The organism is Kitasatospora sp. NEAU-CNBT7 (assembly GCF_057220535.1).
In genome coordinates, this window is sequence record NZ_JBXQQB010000003.1 from 17,778 (window position 1) to 34,865 (window position 17,088).

Consider the following 17,088-nt stretch of genomic DNA (forward strand, 5'->3'; position numbering starts at 1 on the left):
CGGCCGATCCTGCCGCGCCCGCCCGGACCGGGGCAAACCGGGGCCGTGGTCAGGCCGGGGCGTCGTACCCGGCCGCCAGCGCGGAGAGCGAGATCGGGGCACGGGGTGCGGGCAGGGCGGCCAGCTTGCGGCGGCGGGCGTGGCGGACCAGGTCCTCGGGCGTCAGGCCGGCGACGGCCGTGCGGACGTGGTCGAGCAGCGCGGCCGCCGCGGCCAGGACGGCGTCGTCGTCCAGCGGACGGGACTCGATCTTCATGGCGGCGCCCGAGAGCTTCTGCAGGCTGCGGAACAGGTCGCCCAGGTTGATCTCCCGGACGGTCAGCGACAGGTGGACCGACAGGCCCTCGTTGCCGACCGCCTGGTGCGCGAACCCCCGCGGGATGTACAGGACTTCACCGGCCCGCAGGGTGGTCCGCAGCACCTCGGCCGGCGGTTCGCCGTCGACCCGCCCGTGCCGCCAGTGGCCGTCCGCCGGGCCCTCGTGGACGGCCCAGGACTTGCTGCCGTTCAGCTGGAGGACCAGGACGTCGGCGTCGTCGCGGTGCAGCGGCACGCCCTGGGTGCCGGGCGGCGTGACGAAGCAGAACGCCTCGACCGCCAGCTGGAGTTCGGCGGACAGCTGGGCGAGCAGGTCGCGGGTCGGGCCGTGCCACTGGTCGATCCGGCGCATCAGCAGGGTCGCGCCGTCGTCGAGCAGCGCCCGGATCTTCGCCTCGTCGGCGAACCCGCCGTACGGGACGTCGTAGACCGCACGCGGGGTCAGGTAGGCGTCGGGGCCGAGCGGGTCCTCGGCGCGGGTCATCTCCACGTACGGCTCGTGCAGGAAGCCGGTGGCGAGCGCGGCATCGACGTCGGCGAGGGTGAAGGGGCTGCGCACGCCCCCCTCCGGCCGGAAGACGCCCGGCCGCCGGCGCCAGTACGCGGTGCCGAAGCCGGTGGGGTCGCCGACCCACTGGGCCAGTGTCGGAGCGTGCACGGTTCCTCATTCCTTCTGCGTTCCGCTGGTGGGTTCCTGATCGGTCGGCCGCTCACAGGCGGGGGAGCGTCCCCCGCTCGAGGCGCCGCCTGGTCTCGGCGACCCGCACCTTCCCGCTGGTCGTCACGGGCAGCCCGCCGGCGGGCAGCAGGACGGCCTCGGAGACGTACAGGTCGAGGGCGTTCGCCAGGTGCCGCCGCAGCCGGTCGGCCACCCGGGCGGGCGGGGGCGTGCCGGGGCCGTCCGCGAGCTCCGCCACCAGGCACACCCGGCCGTCGGGGTCCGGGTCCGCGACGGTGAAGACCGCGCTGCGCCCGGGCCGCACGCCCGGCACCTGTTCGCAGGCCGCGAGGACGTCCGCCGGGTAGAAGTTCCTGCCGTGGCGCACCAGGACGTCATCGCCGCGCCCGAGGACGAACAGGTGCCCGTCGTGGGTGAACCCCCGGTCCCCGGTCGGGTGCCACCCGTCCGGGCGGTGCACCGCGGGCCAGTAGCCGCTGAACAGCTGCGGCCCCCGCACGGCGAGGTCCCCGATGCGCGGGCCGCCCCCGGTACCGGCGGAGGCGTCCTGCACCCGTACCTCGGTGCCGGGCAGCGGTGTCCCCGAGGAGAGCAGGACGGTGGCGGGCGCCCCCGGGACGGCCGGGACCACCTCGCCCGCGCGCAGTGCGTCGGTGCGCACGGCCAGCCGGACGGCCGGGCGCTCCGGGGTGCCGGCGGTGACGGTGAGGGTGGCCTCCGCCATGCCGTAGGAGGGGCACAGGCTCCGGGGGGAGAACCCGGCGGCGGCGAACCGTGCGGTGAACCGCTCGGCCGTGGCGGCCCGCACCACCTCGCCGGCGCTGCGCGCGACCCGCCAGGTCCGCAGGTCGAGGGCGGCCGCCTCGCGGTCGGTGACCTTGCGGGCGCACAGCGCGTAGGCGAAGTCGGGTGCGCTGGACAGCGTCCCGCCGTGCGCGGTGACGGCCGACAGCCAGGCGCCCGGGCGGCGGGCGAACGCCTCGGGCGGCATCAGCACGGACCGGTAGCCGCCGAAGAGCGGGCGCAGCAGTCCGGTGACCAGCCCCATGTCGTGGTGGAGCGGCACCCAGGTCACCGCCACGTCGTCCGGGCTCTCCCGGTAGACCCGCGCGGCCTGCGCACAACTGGCCTGCAGCGCACGGTGGCTGATGACGGCGCCCTTGGGGGTGCCGGTCGATCCGGAGGTGTACTGCAGGAAGGCGGGCGCGTCCGGGGAGGCGAACCCGACCGGGTGGTCCGCCGGGTCCGCGTCGTCGGGCGCGTCGGCCGGCCCCGGCCAGAGGTGCACCCCGCCGGGTACGTCGAGGCCGCCGAGTGCGCCGCCGACGGCGTCCTGCCAGTACGCGGTGGTGACGACCAGTGCGGGGCGGCAGTCGGCGACGATGCCGCGCAGCCGCCGGGTGAACGCCTCGGGCCGGGCGGTCGCCGGGGTGGCCGCGGGGACGGGGATCATCCCTCGTCCGATCGCCGCGAGCAGGGCGGCGGCGAAGGACTCGTCGTTGGGCAGCACCAGCACGACCCGGTCCCCGGAGCGGACCCCGAGCGCGGCCAGCCGGGCACCGGACGCGGCGGCCAGGCCGAGGAGCCGGCGGTACGTCAGGTCGCGGGCCCGGTCGCCGTCGAGGCAGGTGAGGGCGGGTGTGTCGGGCCGGTACCGGGCATGGCGGACCAGCCGGTCGAAGGCGGTGACGGGCCGCTGGGCCGGGGTCATCCGCGGCCCCGGCCCGGGAGAGGCCCCGGGTCGGCCAGGTCGGCGCGCCGGATCTTGCCGCTGGGGGTGCGGGGCAGCGAGCCGGACGGCGTCAGGACGATCCGGGGCGCGGGCAGGCCGAGGTGACGGGCCGAGTCCTCGATGGCGGGCACCGGGTCGGGGAACGTCCCGTGCTCGACGTGTTCCACGAAGCAGAGCGGTCGCGGGCCGCCGCGGACGGCCGCGTCGGTGACCCCGGGCAGCAGGCGGATGCCGTGTTCGAGGCGGGCGGCGGTCAGCTCCTCCGGGGTCCCGGCCCGGCCGATGACGAACAGGTAGCCGTCGGCGTCGAGCATCCCGACGTCGCCGGTGGCGTGCACCGGCGGCTCGCCCGGGTCCCGGTCGGCGGCGCGCAGCCGCACGCCGATCTCGCCGGCCTCACCCGGGGGCAGCACCCGGCCGTCGCGGGTGACCTCGATCCGGATCCCGGGCAGTGGACGGCCGACCGAACCGGGCCGGTCCAGCCACTCCGGGGTGGTGATCTCGGTCAGCACGCTCTTCGAGGTGCCGTAGTACTCGTGCAGGACCGGCCCGAACAGGTCGATGGCCGCGCGCTTCACCGCCGGCGGGCAGGCGCCGCCGCCGTGGAAGACCACCCGGAAGCGGTGCCGTGGGGCGCGGCCCGCCTCGACCAGTTCGGTCAACCGGTCGGGGCTGAGGAACGCGCTGTCCGCGCCGTACCGGTCGGCCAGTTCGACGAACCCGTCGGTGGACCAGGTGCGTTGGACGACGACCGGGCTGCCCGCCTGGAGCGCGTACAGGGCCGGGCCGAGGGTGCCGAGGTGGTAGGTCGGGTTTGCCATCAGGTGCGGGCCGAGCTCCGGGCCGGCGCCGTACCGCTCGGCGACCGCGACGCCCTTGTACGGCCGGGCGGGCCGGGTGCGGACGACGGCCTGCGGGACGCCGGTGGTGCCGGAGGTGGCGAACACCAGGTGTCCGGCGGCGGGCGGCGCGGCCGGGCCGGGCCCGGCGGGTGTGGTGGCCGCGGCGGCGAGCAGTTCGTCGTCGCCGACGACGGGGCAGGGCAGGGCGGGCCGGGCCGGCCCGGGCGGCTCCGCGGTGATGTGCAGTGCCCCGCCGGCCTGCGCCGGCAGGGCCGGGCCCTCGGGGAGGGCGAGCAGCTGCGGCGGGACCGGGAACAGGCCGTAGCCGTGGCGCAGCGCCGCGAGGGCCAGCGCGAAGAAGCGCGGCCCGGTGGGGAGGTCGGTGGACAGGACCGTGCCGTCGGCGAGCCCCCGGGCCCGCAGGGCGTGGGCCAGGGCGTCCGCGCGGGCGGTCAGCCCGGCGAAGGTGCAGGTCTCGTCGTCGGCGACGACGGCCGTGCGGTCGGGGGCCGTCCGCGCGGTGGCCCACGGGTCCCGGAGGTGGGGGCGCATGGTTCCTCAGTGCTGGGGGGTCGACGGGGCGGGGGCGGTCTGTGCGCGGGCGGCCGGCGCGGCGGCGAGGGCGGCGGCGAGGGCGGTGAAGTCCGCGAGCCCGACGATCAGTTCGGTGTCGACCTCGACGCCCAGCAGCTCCTCCAGCCGGACCGCGAGTTCGACCGCGGTGATGGAGTCGCCGCCGAGGGCGAAGAAGTCGTCGGTCGGTTCGGCCCGGCGGCCGAACACCTCGCTCGCCGCGGCCAGGACGGCGTCGATCGGCGGGTGGGGCATGGCATCTCCAAAGGGGTGGCGGTCGGCCCGGACGGCGGGAGCGGGCCTGCTCAGCGGGTGAGCCGGTGGTCCAGGGTGAGCCGGTGGTCCAGGGCGAGCGTGTCGGCGGCGGCGAGCACGTCCTGCAGGACCGTGCGGGCCAGCGGCCGGCCCACCCGCCGCCCGTCGAAGCGCAGGCCGATGGTCAGGCGGTCGCGGTACTCGGCGCACCGCAGGTGCAGTGCATGGATGTCCGTGACGGCGAGCCGGCGCAGCCCGTACGCGTCGGCGGTGATCCGGAGCGGCCCCGTGTCGCGGTGGGCGGCGTAGGTGCCGTCGAACCGGCGCAGGTTGAGGTAGAGGTCGCGGCGGACCGGGACGCCGTGCCGCGCCTCGGTCTCCCGGGTCAGCGCCGTGATCTCCTGCGCGGTCAGCCGCTGGTGCTTGAGCGCGTTGAGCAGTTGGGCGCGGACCTGCCCGCGTACCGCGTCGGGGTCGCCGGCCGAGTCGGTGACCACCAGCGGGCAGGAGGCGGCGAACATCCCGACCACGTCCTGGTCCCGGGACGGCCGGGAGTCCATGGAGGTCCACAGGCCCAGCTCGGTCCGGCCGGTGCAGGACGCCAGCGCGTGGACGAAGGTGCCGACCGTCCACTGCAGCAGGCTCAGGCGGCGCTCGGCGCAGGCGCGGCGCAGGATCTCCGTGGTGCGGGCGTCCAGCTCGGCGCGGAGCGTGCCGCTCTCGCTGACGGGCGCGCCGGCCGGGCGCGTCCACGGGTCGCGGGCCAGGAACCCGAGGCGTTCGCGCCAGTCGGCCAGCGCCCGGTCCCGCTGGGCCGGGGTGGTGCCGGCCCGCTGGCGGGCGGCGGCCGCCGCGAACGACGGGGCGCTGTCGGGGACCTGCTCGCCGCGCCGGACCGCCTCGTAGTCGCGCCAGACCTGGTGGGCGAACAGGTGGTGCGCCCGCCCGTCGAAGACCAGGTTCTGGAAGGTCGCGAGCAGGGCGTGGCGGCTCTCGTCGTAGCGCAGCAGGCGGATGGTGAACGGTCGTTGCCCGCCGTACCGCCAGGGGGTGATGCAGTCGCGGGAGAGCAGCGCCGAGGCGTAGCGGGAGAACTGGGCGGGCGAGGCGGCGGCGACCTTCTGGCCCTCGACGACCTCTTCGCCCGCGCCGATCGGCCGGGTCCACTGCTCGGGATTTGGGCCGGGGTCGGCAGGCAGTTGCAGGTGCAGGGCGTCGTGCCGGGTGACGAAGGCGCGGACCGCGGTCAGCAGGGCGTCGGTGTCGAGGTCGCCGAGGATCTCGAAGCCGTGCCGGACGTTCTTGTGGGCCCAGGTGCTGGTGCGGGTCTTGGTGTGGAACCAGTCCTGCTCGTAGGTGAACGGGACGGGGGTGCCGGGCGCGGGGGTGCCGGGCGCGGGCCGGACGGGGGTCAGGTCAGGCACAGGTACTCCTCGCCGGTCTCCCTGAGGGCGGCGGGCGGGCCCGCTTCGACGATCCGGCCGTCGCGCATGACGATGACCTGGTCGGCGTCGTCCAGGACGGTGAGGCGGTGGGCGATGACGACGACGGTGATCCCGGCGGCGAGCAGGTCGCGCATGATCGACTCCTCCAGTGCCGGGTCGAGGGCGCTGGTCGCCTCGTCGAGGATGACGAGCTTCGGCTGCTTGGCCAGGGCGCGGGCGAGCACGATCCGCTGCCGCTGGCCGCCGGACATCCCGTGCCCGCCGGGGGCGACCAGGGTCTCGTAGCCCATCGGCATGGCCGTGATCTCGCGGTGGACGTGGGCCAGCCGGACGGCGGTCTTGAGGTCCTCCTCGCCGATGTCCTCGCTGCCGAGCAGGATGTTGTCGCGGATCGAGCCGCCGAACAGGTGGGCGTTCTGGTTGACGTAGCCGATCCGGCGCCGGTAGGTCGGCCGGTCGAGTTCGGCGAGCGGCATGCCGTCGACGGTGATGGCACCGCCGGTGGGGACGTACAGCCCGGCCAGCAGCATGCCGAGGGTGGACTTGCCGGAGCCGGAGCGGCCGACGACCGCCACGAACTGGCCCGGCCGGATGTCCAGCCGGATGTCGGTGAGGGTGGGCCTGGGGGCTCCGGGATAGCGGAACGAGACCCCTTCGGCGGTGATCCTGCCCGGTTCGGCGACGCCCGTGCCGACCAGGGCGCCACGCGGTTCGGGGGCGGCCCGCAGCACGTCGTCGAGCCGGGCGAGGGTGGGCCGGACGGCGGCGAGCTGGGACCCGGCGTCGAACATCCCCTGCAGCGGGATGAACAGGGCGATCGTCAGGGTCATGAACCCCAGCGCCTCACCCAGCGAGTCACGGCCGGTCAGCACCAGCCGGACGCCCGCGAGCAGGACGGCGAGCGGGGCGCCGAACTGGACCGTGCGGCTGAGGGAGGTGAACAGGGCGAGGTTGCGGCGGGCACCGAGGCGCTTGTTGACCTCGTGGACCAGGGTGTGCGACCAGCGCTCCGCGGCCAGGCCCTCCAGGCCGCTGGACTTGAGCGAGGAGATGCTCTCCAGCATCTCGACCAGCTCCTCCTGCGCCTTGGTCTGGCGTTCCAGCACCTCCTGGCTCAGCTCGGTCTGCCGTCGCCAGGTGACCACCAGCAGACCCGCCTGGACGGCGACCAGGGCGGCGACCAGGGCGGCCAGCGGCGGATCGGCCAGCACCATCGCGACCAGGTAGGCGAGGACAAGCAGGCTGTCCAGCACGGCCGAGACCGCGGTCACGCTCAGCACCTGGATCAGGACGTTGCTGGCGCGGGCCCGCATCGCGAGGTCACCGGGGTTGCGCACGGTGAAGAAGTCGTAGGGCAGGTCGGCCAGGTGGTCGACGATGCCCAGGGTGAGCCGCTTCTCGATCACGGCCTGCCGCTCGGCGACCAGGACCGACCTGGCCAGCTGGAGCAGGAGGAAGAGGACCGCGACCGCGGCGAGCAGCGCCCCGGCACCCCACAGGGTGACCGCGGAGCCGTCGGGCACCACCCGCTCGACCAGGATCCCGGCGGTGAGCGGGAGGGCCAGCTCGAAGGCCATCAGGGCGACCGAGGCCGCGACCAGCAGGCCCAGCTCCCGGCGGCCCGGCAGGAATTGGCGCAACCGGCGCCAGGGGCTGCCGCTCTCCGCGCCGCGGCCGGCCTTCGCGGTACCGGCCAGTGGCGGGTCGAACTCCAGCGCCACGCCGGTGAAGGACTCCGCGACGGCCGCCCGGCTGAGCCGGCGCCGCCCGTACGCGGGGTCGACGACGTCCACGTGGTCCTGGCCGGCGCCCGCGAGGACGACGAAGTGGTTGAAGTTCCAGAACAGGATCGCGCCGGGCCGCAGCCGGCGCAGGGCGTCCAGGTCGGCGCGTACGCCGCGGCCCTTGACGCCGTACTCGCGGGCGATCTCCAGCAGGGTGCGGGCGGAGGCGCCGTTGCGGCCGGAGTCGGCGCGGGCGCGGATCGCGTCGAGGGAGACCTCGACGCCGTGCTGGCGCAGCACGGTCACCAGGGCGGCCGGGCCGCAGTCGCTGACCTGGGTCTGGAAGCAGACGGTCAGCCGGTCGGCGCCCGGGCGGCCGGGGAGGCGGGTACGGGCGGCCTTCAGCCGTTCGGTGAGGCCCCGGGGGCGGGGCGGGGCGGGGGAGTGGCCGAGCACCGGCCCCAGCCCGTCGCGCCTGCGGTGGTGTTCCAGCGCCTCGGGCCGGAAGCGCGATTCACCGGTCATCGATCCGCTCCCTCTCCGTGCGTCGCCGGCGTGTGTCGGGGAAGAACTCCCTACCCACACCGGAACCAGGTGTGTCTCACCGGCAGGGAGAAACTCCCTCCTCTTTTTTGGTGGGGTGGGATGGAACACCTTCCCCACCTCCCCCCCGGCACCGGGTGCGTCCCGCCGGCGGGACGCACAGGCGGCGGAGTCGGCTCCGCCGCCACGGGCCGGGCGGGATCAACCGCCCGGCCCGGGAAGACCGCGTCGGACGACGCGGCGCCAGGTGGTGCTGTGTCAGATGACGCAGTGCGCGGCGATGGCGAACTGGCCACCCACGATGTCGTCCAGCTCCTCGTCGGAGAGCTCGGTGATGTCGATGTCGTCGAAGTTGTTCATGACGTTTCCTCTCGGGTGTGGCTTCTTCGCGCCCACGGGCCGGGAATCGCTGCGCCTGCGGCGGTTTCCTCGATTTCCTCGGAAATGGCCGTCTGGGGGCCGGCGGCCGGCCGAAGGCTGCGGCGGCACCAGGCCAGGAGGCGGAAAGAAGCGCGGATCGATGGTGTTTCACCATCTCCGGTCCGGCTGACCGGATGTCAGAACCATAGATCCGTCCGAACCGGATCTGCAAGTCCCGAATGGCATTCTCCGGAAATTCCTGGGCGTTCCGGAAATTGACATGCCGAAATGGCCGGAGGTGCCGGGCGGGAATTCGTGAATTCCGGCCCGGCGGCGCCGGCCGTGCGGTCGAACGGATTTCCTGAGGGTGGGGGGATCAGCGGTGGCAGACCGCGAAATGCGCCGTGAGCACGTACGGCAGGGTGCCGTCGGCGGCGCGCAGCGGTGCCAGGGCCGCTTCGGCCGCCGCGCGGGCGGCCGGCAGGCGGTCGCGCGGGACGCTCTCCCAGAACGCCCGCGCGGCGGTGGACCACATCCACGCCCACCAGTGGTCGGTGTCCCGGAACGAGGCCGCCAGGCGCTCCTGGTGCAGCTCGACGCCGGTGAAGCCCGCGGCGAGCGCGAGCTCCCGGACCGACTCCGGGGCCGGCGCCCTGCGCTGTCCCGGTACGCCGCGCTCGATCTCCTCGGGCGTCCCCGGGCCGAACGGCCGGGTCGCCTCGACCACGCCGTCCCAGCCGGGCGGCTCCGGGCCCCACCAGGAGAGCGCCAGCCGCCCGCCGGGGCGCAGCGCCGCGTGGAAGCCGCGCAGGGTCCGGTCGGGCCGGCGCAGGAAGGTGAGCACCATGCCCGCCAGGACGGCGTCGTAGCCGCCGGGCGGCGGGCGCAGCGCCCCGGGGTCCGGGTCCTCGAGGTCGCCGACGTAGGTGCGCAGCGGGTGCGGCCACTGTTCGGCGGCCTGCTGCCGGACGCGTCCGATCATCTCCGGGGACGCGTCGATGCCCGTCACGCTGCCCGGCGGCCCGGCCGCGCGGGCGGCCGGGAACAGGCTCGCGCCGGTGCCGCAGCCGGCGTCGAGGACGTGCTCGCCCGCGGCGATGCGGGCGTGCGCCACCAGCAGACGGCCCGCGGCGGGGAACAGGTCGATGCCCACGCGGTCGTAGCCGGCCGCGGCGCGGTCGAAGAGCCCGGCGATGCGGTCGCCGTCGGGCGGGGCGGGGAGGGGACGGTGCACGGGGCAGACTCCTAGTGGATGCGGACGCGAAGCCCGAGGATGCGCTCGGAGCCCAGGTGCGGGGCGCGCGCGAAGGTGGCGGGGTCGTGGCTCACCCGGATGCCGTCCGCCGCGAGCACCCGGCACAGGGCGTCCGTCGCGCCGCGCGCCAAGGGGGCGCCGACGCAGAAGTGCGAGCCGGCGCCGAAGGCCAGCGGGCGGGCCTCGCGGGCGCCCGGGCGCCAGGCGAGCGGATCCGGGAAGACGGCGGGGTCCAGGCTCGCCGACGCGAGGACCAGCATGACCCGCTGCCCGGCTGCGACCCGGTGGCCGGCGATCTCCATCTCCCGCACGGCGTACCGGGGGGCGAACCGGAACGGGCAGCTGATCCGCAGCGCCTCGTCGGTGAACTCCCGCTGCGCGGCGGCGGATCCGTCCGCCGGTCCGGCGGCCGCGAACTGCTCGCCGCCCCGCACGACCGCCTCGGTCAGGACGGCGGCCAGCGGCTCGATGGTGCCGGTGACGATCTGCGTGGTCACCGCGACCGCGACATCGGGCCCCAGCCGGGGATCGTCGGCCATCTCCCGCAGGGTCAGGGCGAGTTCGCCCTCGGCCCGGTCCAGGATGTGCTCCCGCACCTCGGTCCGGGCCCGGTCCAGCGAGGCGGCCGCCGTGCGCGCCAGGTCGTCGTCGGTGTACGACCTGGGCTTGGCCAGGTAGGCCATCAGTCCGTCGGCCGCCTGCGCGAGGTCCTCCATCCGGTCCCGGCCGGTGCCGAACAGCCGGGCCAGCAGGGACAGCGAGTAGGGCCGGCAGAACCCGGCGACCCAGTCGCACTCCCCGCCTGCGTCCCGCAGCCCGGCCAGCAGGTCCCGGCAGTCGCCCTCCAGCCGCGCGACCAGGGCGGCGGTGCTCCGCCGGTCGAGGGCCGGCCGGATCCGGGCGCGGACCTCCTGGTGGTACGGCCCGGAACTGAATACGGGCCACCGGCCGAAGAAGTCCCTGACCGGCCGGTGCAGCGCGAGCTGCTGCTCCGACAGGCCGGTGCCGGCCAGCGGGTCACCCGGCGGGGCGCTGGTCAGCCCCGGGTCCAGCAGCAGTTCCCGGACCAGCTCGTGGCCGGTCACCAGCAGCGCGCCGCTGCGCGGGTCCGGCAGGGCCGCGACCGTGGCCAGCGCCCGCAGGGCCTCCCGGGGATCCGCCGCGGAGTAGTCGCCGTACAGCAGGTCGGCGAGGTCCGGTCCGGGCATCGAACTCTCCTTCATGGTGCGCGGGTTCCGTCCGGACGCACGGTCCGTCCGGTGCGCGCGGATTCGTACAGGGCGAGGGTCAGGGCGAGTGAGCGGCGGGCCTCCGGCCCGCTCACCGCGGGGGGACGTCCGTCCTCGACGGCGTCGCAGAAGTCCGCCAGCTGGTCGCGGTGGGGTGCGGCGGGCATCCCGGTGGGGTCGCGTTCGTCGTCGTAGCGCAGCGGGAGGCCGGCGCTGTGGTCGCCGGCGCCGTACGCGCCGTAGGGGTCGGCGCTGTCGCCGTCCGCAGTGGCGTGGAAGTAGGCCATCCGGTCGTCGTCGAGGACGGCGGAGCCGCGGGTGCCGTGGACGGCCAGCCGGGCGGTGCGGCCCGGGTAGGCCGCGGTGGTCGCCAGAACGGTGGCCAGCGCGCCGTTCGCGAACCGGACCACGGCCGCGGCGGTGTCCTCCACGTCGAGGCCGCGGTGCGCCAGCAGCGCGGTGCGGGCGGTGACCTCGACCGCCTCGCCCATCACCCAGCCGAGCAGGTCGAGGGTGTGGATGCCCTGGTTGATGACCGCGCCGCCGCCGTCGAGGCGGGCGGTGCCGCGCCAGCGGCCGGAGTCGTAGTAGCCCTGCGACCGCCACCACGGCACCTCGGCGTGCGCGGAGGTCAGGGCGCCCAGCGTGCCGGCCCGGACCGCGTCGTGCAGGTACCGGGCGGCGGGGTCGAAGCGGTGCTGCAGGACCACGCCCAGGGTGCGGCCGGTGGACCGGGCCGTCCCGATCAGCCGGTCGGCCGCGGCCAGGCTCACTTCCAGCGGCTTCTCCACCAGGACGTGCTTGCCCGACCGCAGGGCGGCCTCGCCGATCCCGGCGTGCAGGCCGCTGGGCACGCAGATGCAGACCGCGTCCAGGTCGGGCCGGGCCAGCAGGTCCCGTACCGACGAGTGCCAGGTGCAGCCGTGCTCGGCCGCCAGGGCGCGGGCCCGGTCCGGGCTGCGGCCCGCGACGGCCACCAGGGTGGCGCGTCCCGGCAGCCGGGCGAGCGTCCGGGCGTGGACTCTGCCGATCACCCCGGCGCCGATGATGCCGAATCTGAGCATCCTGTGCCTCCTAGCGGGCGGGGTGACGGGGGTCGGACGCGGCGGGCCGGGAACCGTCGAGCGGGGCGCCGTCCAGCAGGGCCGCGGCGAGCGCGTCGCGGTGCGCCAGCGTCCAGCGGGCGTCGCGGTCGACGCCGTCGGCCAGGCCCGACTCCACCAGGCGGACGAAGGCCGGTTCGCCCGCCGCCGCCTGCCGCCGGATCAGGTCCGCGGTGAAGCGGATCCGGGTCGCGGCGAGCGCGGCCAGGCCCGGGCGGCGGTCCGCCGCCAGCCCGTACCCGTCGGCCAGCAGGCGGAAGCGGTGGCCGCGGTCCGGCGGGGCCGGCCAGCCGAGCGCCGCGCAGCCGGCGTCGTCGGTCAGGGGCGCGAACTGCCAGGCGGCCTGGGCCAGGTCCCACTCGGGGGTGCCGGGCCCGGCGGCGTCCCAGTCGACGAAGGCGACCGGCTGGCCGGCCACGAAGACGGTGTTGCGCGGGGCGATGTCGTTGTGGCACACGACCGCCTCCCCGTCGGCGGGGGCCGGCGGGTGGGCCCAGCGGGCGGGCGCGGGGGAGAAGCCGTCGGCGGCCCGGTGCATCCGGCGCATCAGCCTCCCCACCTCGAACACCGCGCTGTCCGGCAGGTCCGCCACCTGCGTGCCCCGCGGGACCTCGCCCTCGACGTACCGGAGCACCTCCCGGCCGTCCGCGTCGATGCCCAGCGCCCGGGGGGCGCCGCCGAAGCCGACGCGTTCGAAGTGGCCCAGCAGCCGGTGGACCGCGGGGGTCCACGGGCCGGGCGTGCGGCGCACGGTGGCTCCGACGCGCCGCACGGTCGACATCCCGGTGTGCTCCTCGCCGTCCCTCATGCGCCCGCACCTCCCGCCGCCCCGGCGGGCCTCATGCCGCCGCCATGGCGTTGCCCAGGTAGTTGGGCAGGGCGGTGAGCCGGTCCCACTGGGCGTCCAGGTCCGTCGGGTACGCCTGGCGGTAGCGCCGGGTGACCTCGGCGACCTCGGCCCAGGAGACGGGCGTGCGCCCGTCGTTGTACTGCGGGGCGAGCCGGTCGTAGAGCGCCGTCCCCGGCCGCAGCACCAGCTGGTTCAGCCCGAAGTCCGCGGGCAGCGAGGCCGCCCAGTCGACCAGCTCGCCGTTGGCGCAGGCCGGGTCGTCGGGCAGGCCGAGCAGCACGAAGGCGAACGGCTTGATGCCGGCCTGCGCCAGCTTGTCGATCGCCTCGGACACCTTCTGCGGCGGCACCCGCTTTCCGACGCCGGTGTCGGCGACGCCGGGGGACTCCGCGCCCAGCCACATGCCGCGGCAGCCCGCGTCCGCCCAGTGCCGGACGTCGGTGCGCAGCACCACCTCGGCGCGGGTCTGGCCGGTCCACTCCAGGCCGGAGCCGGCCAGGCCGTCGCACAGCTCGTCGTAGAAGGTCCGGTGCAGCCCGAAGACGTAGTCCAGGAAGAACACCGACTCGGTGCCGCGGGCCTGCAGGGCGGCGGTCTCGGCCAGCGTCTGCGCGACCGGCCGGTCCCGCATCCGGGCGCCGAAGGGCAGGTGGCAGAAGGAGCAGCCGTAGCTGCAGCCGCGGACGCCCATCACCAGGCCGCAGGGCGCGCGGCGGGTCCGCCCGTCGATCACCACCTCCGCCGTGTAGGCCGACGGGTCGGTCAACTCGTAGGCGGGCAGCGGCCACTGGTCGACGGGGAGGTCCGGGTAGGTGCCGGCCGCGGGCAGCACCGGGGTGAGGGCGCGGCGGTGCAGGACGTCGCGGACCGCCTGGACGGCGGCCGAGTCGGCCTCGCCGCGGGCGACGAAGTCGACGCCCAGCTCGCGCCGGCAGGCCTGCGGCAGGTGCGTGGCGTGCGGTCCGCAGGCCAGCACCGGCACGCCGGGCCACCGGGAGCGGACGGCGGCGACGGCGTCCTTCACCGGGCTGAGGTCCAGGGGGTAGCACTGGGCCCGGTCGGCGACGGCGGTCACCACGACCACCAGGTCGGGGGTGTCCCCGCCGGCGGGCAGCGGGTCCAGCCGGCGGTCCCACAGGCTCACCGCCAGCCCGTCCCGCTGCAGTACCGCCGCGGCGTTGAGCACGTCCAACGGCTGCTGGAGGAAGTGGCGTTCGAACTCGTCCTGGGGGACGACGAAACACACCTGGGTCATGCGGACTCCTGTCGGGACGTGAGGACGGACCCGGCCGGCCGGCCGGGCGGGCGGCCCGTGCGGGACGGCGGCCCGGCCCGGTCGGCGCCGACCAGCGCCGGACCGGCGGCCTGCGGCCACACGGTGCCGAGCAGGGCGGCGATCCGGTGCAGGGTGCGCAGGTCCGGCGGCGGGCAGTCGTCGGCCGCCAGGGCGGTGAGCATGCCGGTCCAGGCGCTGCCGATGAGCGGGTCGACGACCTCCAGCCGGCGGTCCCCGCCCGGGGTCCGTACGGTGATCCGGTGCACGTCCCGGCGGACCTGCCCGCGGGCGGGCCCGCCGAGCGGTTCCAGTTCGGCGGTGAAGCGGGCGGACGCCGTCTCCACCCGGACCAGGCGCTGCCGCTCCCCGATCGCCTTGGGGTAGCCGCGGGTCCAGGCGGGCCGGGGGAGTACGCCTTCGGCGCCGTCGCCCGCCACCGTGGAGAACAGCTCCACCGCCACCCCGTCCACCGTGCTGCGCTCGTGCGCGGCGGCGAGCAGCAGGGCGGGGTCGGGCGCCACCAGCAGCGATCCGGGCTCCACCGGGCCGCGCAGGTAGGCGTCGTAGGCGGGGGCGGGCAGGAGTTGGCCGAGCGCCGCGAGCATGTGGAGCCACTCGTAGCCGAAGACGCCGTGGTCCCGGTCGACGAAACGGCCCCGGGCGACGTCGGGCCGGCGGTCCTTGGTGAACGCGACGCGTACCGCCCGGACCGGTTCGCCCGGCGCCTCGCGGGCGACCAGCCGCGCCAGCGAGGCCAGCACGGCGGCCTCGCGGTACTGGTTCACCACCACGACGCGGGCCGCCGGCCGGGTGGCGAGCAGGTCGGTGAACGCCGTGGTCTCGGCGGCCCGGCAGGCGGGCTTCTCCACCACGATGCGCGCGGCGGCGTCCCGGGCCAGCACCGAGGCGACCACCGGCAGATGGGTGTGGGTCGGGGTGCACACCACCCAGACGTCGATGCCGCGGACGTCGGGGACCTGCCCGATGCCCCGCCACCACGCGACCCCCGGGCCGGGGCGCCGGGCCGGGTCCGGGTCCAGCACGCCGACCTCCAGCCCCAGCCGGGTGAGGACCTCGGTGTGCAGCCGCCCGACGCTGCCGTACCCGATGACGCAGGCACGCCCGCCCGGTACGGGTGCGTCCCCGCTCACGGGCGCGGCTCCGCCGCGGCGGGACCTGTCCGGTGGGCGGCCGTGTCGGCGATGTACGTGTCGTAGTACGCCTCGTACAGGCCCGCCGCCCGGATGGCCTCGTCGACCTCGCGCACATGCACGCCCGGGGCGAGTTCGTCGGCCCGGTGGCACAGTTCGCGGACCGCGATCAGGGTGCCCGCCCGGTAGGCGTCGTAGCCGGAGTTGGGGATGCCCTCGTACTCGAACAGGTTGAGCGAACGGCCGTCCCCCAGCAGCGTCGCCACCCCGCCGCCGGGCAGGCGGTGGCGGACCCCGACACCGGTCAGCACCGACTCGACGGTGCCCGCGCCGCCGGTGCTCAGCAGACTGAAGTCCTTGGTCGCGAAGCCGGCCAGCAGCACCCCGTCGGGCAGCAGCGGCAGCTCCTCCGGGCCGAGCAGTGCCTCGCCGGTGCTGCCCGTCACCAGGAAGGGGGTGCAGCGGCGGAGGGCGGCGGCGAGCGTCGGCTCGGTCTCGAAGCCCTGCTCGGCGGCCTGGACGAGGGCCAGGGTGTCCCGGTCCACCACGGTGACCCGGCAGCCCAGCGAGCGCAGCCGGCGGGCCAGCCGGGAACCCAGCGTGCCGAACCCCACGGCGACCACCCGCCGCCCGATGAACTTCTGCCCCGGCACCAGCTCGCGCAGCCGCCGCAGACAGGAGTCGGCGATCTCCTCGTACGACAGCAGGCTCTTCAGCTGGGAACGGGCGACGTTGAACACCGGCACGCCGGGCAGTGGTCCGGCGCCGATCCGCTTGAGACCGCTGACCGTGAGCTCGACCACGGCGTCCACGGGCTCGCCCACCAGCCGGGCGGCGCCCGGACCGCGGGCGAGCAGCCCGCCGTCGTCGATCACCAGCACCCGGCGGCCGGCCCGGTGCGCGGCGGCGATGAAGCGGTCCACGTCGGCGGCGACCCGCTGCGCGGCCGCGACCTCCTGGCCGGGGGCGGTGCCGTCGATGACGGAGTTGTCGAGGACGGCGCTGCGGTAGCCGCGGGCGCGGAACCAGGCGTGCACCCGGTGCCGGCCCGAGGTGCGGTCCCCCTTGGCCAGCGCGTAGATCCACTCGCGCGGGATGCCCGCCCGCTCGGCGGCGAGCAGGAAGCCGACGCTGTTCTCCACGTAGTGGTCGCGGAAGACCAAGGCCCAGCCGTCGATTCGGGGTCCCCGGCCCGCGAAGTGACGGAGCAACGGCATCGCGGACCACACGGCGGCACTCTCCGCGTCGGTGAGCCGGTCGGCCCGCTCGCGGACCGCGGCGACGACCTCCCGTACCGCTGCGGGCAGTTCGGTGCCCGCGGGGGCGTCCGTCTCGACGGCGGTCCGCCACAGCGCGGGCTCCGGCACCACGGGGTCGAGGGTGCGGTGCCGGGCCGGTGCGGCCGGCTCCAGGGCCAGCCGGACGCGGTGTCCGTCGAGCCGGAGGTCGACGGTGCGGGGCTGGCCGTCCGGGCCGTCGGCCGTGTGCCACGCCGCCGCGGCCAGGCGCGGGCCCAGCACCTGCGCGACGGCGTCGCGCACCTCGGCGGGCGAGGCCGGTCCCGTCACCGCCTCGACCAGCCGGAGGCCGTCCGGTGCACCGTCGGCGTCGCCGCGCCGGGTTCCGGGGGCGGCCGTGACGACCTCGGCGGTCACCGGGCCACCTCCCGACGGGTGCCGGAGGTCCGCGGCGGGTCCCACGGTGCGCGGGCCGCGGCGCCGGCCGGGCGGAGCCACGCGTTTGCACGCAGGGG

Annotated in this window: 13 protein-coding genes; all 13 read right to left on the reverse strand. The window is 76.1% G+C overall.

Annotation, left to right across the window (positions count from 1 at the left end; translation table 11 throughout):
* Positions 1-49: 49 nt before the first annotated feature.
* The 13 genes from AC2TEW_RS05000 to AC2TEW_RS05060 all read right to left on the reverse strand — a co-directional run bounded on the left by AC2TEW_RS05000 (position 50) and on the right by AC2TEW_RS05060 (position 16,990).
* Positions 50-976 (reverse strand): JmjC domain-containing protein, encoded by a 927-nt coding sequence (locus tag AC2TEW_RS05000; protein ID WP_484622070.1) that lies wholly within the window; start codon positions 974-976, stop codon positions 50-52.
* Positions 977-1,028: 52 nt separating this feature from the next.
* A complete protein-coding gene (locus tag AC2TEW_RS05005; RefSeq protein ID WP_484622071.1) occupies positions 1,029-2,708 on the reverse strand; it encodes an AMP-binding protein in 1,680 nt (559 codons plus the stop codon).
* Complete coding sequence (locus AC2TEW_RS05010; RefSeq protein WP_484622072.1) at positions 2,705-4,123, reverse strand: class I adenylate-forming enzyme family protein; 1,419 nt, start codon at positions 4,121-4,123, stop codon at positions 2,705-2,707. Before AC2TEW_RS05010 ends, AC2TEW_RS05005 begins: the two co-directional genes overlap by 4 nt.
* Positions 4,124-4,129: 6 nt before the next feature.
* On the reverse strand, positions 4,130-4,399 hold the full coding sequence (locus AC2TEW_RS05015) for an acyl carrier protein (RefSeq protein ID WP_484622073.1): 270 nt from the start codon (positions 4,397-4,399) through the stop codon (positions 4,130-4,132).
* Positions 4,400-4,449: 50 nt separating this feature from the next.
* Positions 4,450-5,823, reverse strand: a complete 1,374-nt coding sequence (locus tag AC2TEW_RS05020) for a condensation domain-containing protein (protein WP_484622074.1) — start codon at positions 5,821-5,823, stop codon at positions 4,450-4,452.
* Complete coding sequence (locus AC2TEW_RS05025; RefSeq protein ID WP_484622075.1) at positions 5,811-8,093, reverse strand: peptidase domain-containing ABC transporter; 2,283 nt, start codon at positions 8,091-8,093, stop codon at positions 5,811-5,813. The genes AC2TEW_RS05020 and AC2TEW_RS05025 overlap by 13 nt, the downstream gene beginning before the upstream one ends.
* A gap of 754 nt (positions 8,094-8,847) precedes the next feature.
* Positions 8,848-9,705: a class I SAM-dependent methyltransferase gene (locus AC2TEW_RS05030; RefSeq protein WP_484622076.1), complete on the reverse strand. Its 858-nt coding sequence runs from the start codon at positions 9,703-9,705 to the stop codon at positions 8,848-8,850.
* Between the two features lie 11 nt (positions 9,706-9,716).
* Entirely contained in the window at positions 9,717-10,934 is a 1,218-nt protein-coding gene (locus tag AC2TEW_RS05035; RefSeq protein WP_484622077.1) for a cytochrome P450, read from the reverse strand.
* An 11-nt stretch (positions 10,935-10,945) separates the two neighbouring features.
* Positions 10,946-12,019, reverse strand: a complete 1,074-nt coding sequence (locus AC2TEW_RS05040) for a Gfo/Idh/MocA family protein (protein ID WP_484622078.1) — start codon at positions 12,017-12,019, stop codon at positions 10,946-10,948.
* Between the two features lie 10 nt (positions 12,020-12,029).
* The gene (locus tag AC2TEW_RS05045; RefSeq protein WP_484622079.1) at positions 12,030-12,866 is read right to left on the reverse strand and encodes a phosphotransferase; all 837 of its coding nucleotides are present in this window, start codon (positions 12,864-12,866) and stop codon (positions 12,030-12,032) included.
* A gap of 31 nt (positions 12,867-12,897) precedes the next feature.
* Entirely contained in the window at positions 12,898-14,163 is a 1,266-nt protein-coding gene (locus tag AC2TEW_RS05050) for a B12-binding domain-containing radical SAM protein (RefSeq protein ID WP_484622080.1), read from the reverse strand.
* Positions 14,160-15,335 carry a Gfo/Idh/MocA family oxidoreductase gene (locus tag AC2TEW_RS05055; protein ID WP_484622081.1) on the reverse strand — a complete coding sequence of 392 codons (1,176 nt, stop codon included), beginning with the start codon at positions 15,333-15,335 and terminating at the stop codon, positions 14,160-14,162. The genes AC2TEW_RS05050 and AC2TEW_RS05055 overlap by 4 nt, the downstream gene beginning before the upstream one ends.
* Complete coding sequence (locus AC2TEW_RS05060; protein WP_484622082.1) at positions 15,332-16,990, reverse strand: NAD(P)-dependent oxidoreductase; 1,659 nt, start codon at positions 16,988-16,990, stop codon at positions 15,332-15,334. Before AC2TEW_RS05060 ends, AC2TEW_RS05055 begins: the two co-directional genes overlap by 4 nt.
* Between the last annotated feature and the right edge of the window lie 98 nt (positions 16,991-17,088).

Bases quoted from the DNA above. Each gene is read 5' to 3' on its own strand.
- AC2TEW_RS05010 (WP_484622072.1), bottom strand. From the start codon at position 4,123: ATGCGCCCCCACCTCCGGGACCCGTGGGCCACCGCGCGGACGGCCCCC.
- AC2TEW_RS05005 (WP_484622071.1), bottom strand. From the start codon at position 2,708: ATGACCCCGGCCCAGCGGCCCGTCACCGCCTTCGACCGGCTGGTCCGC.
- AC2TEW_RS05035 (WP_484622077.1), bottom strand. From the start codon at position 10,934: ATGCCCGGACCGGACCTCGCCGACCTGCTGTACGGCGACTACTCCGCG.
- AC2TEW_RS05025 (WP_484622075.1), bottom strand. From the start codon at position 8,093: ATGACCGGTGAATCGCGCTTCCGGCCCGAGGCGCTGGAACACCACCGC.
- AC2TEW_RS05015 (WP_484622073.1), bottom strand. From the start codon at position 4,399: ATGCCCCACCCGCCGATCGACGCCGTCCTGGCCGCGGCGAGCGAGGTG.
- AC2TEW_RS05045 (WP_484622079.1), bottom strand. From the start codon at position 12,866: ATGAGGGACGGCGAGGAGCACACCGGGATGTCGACCGTGCGGCGCGTC.
- AC2TEW_RS05040 (WP_484622078.1), bottom strand. From the start codon at position 12,019: ATGCTCAGATTCGGCATCATCGGCGCCGGGGTGATCGGCAGAGTCCAC.
- AC2TEW_RS05050 (WP_484622080.1), bottom strand. From the start codon at position 14,163: ATGACCCAGGTGTGTTTCGTCGTCCCCCAGGACGAGTTCGAACGCCAC.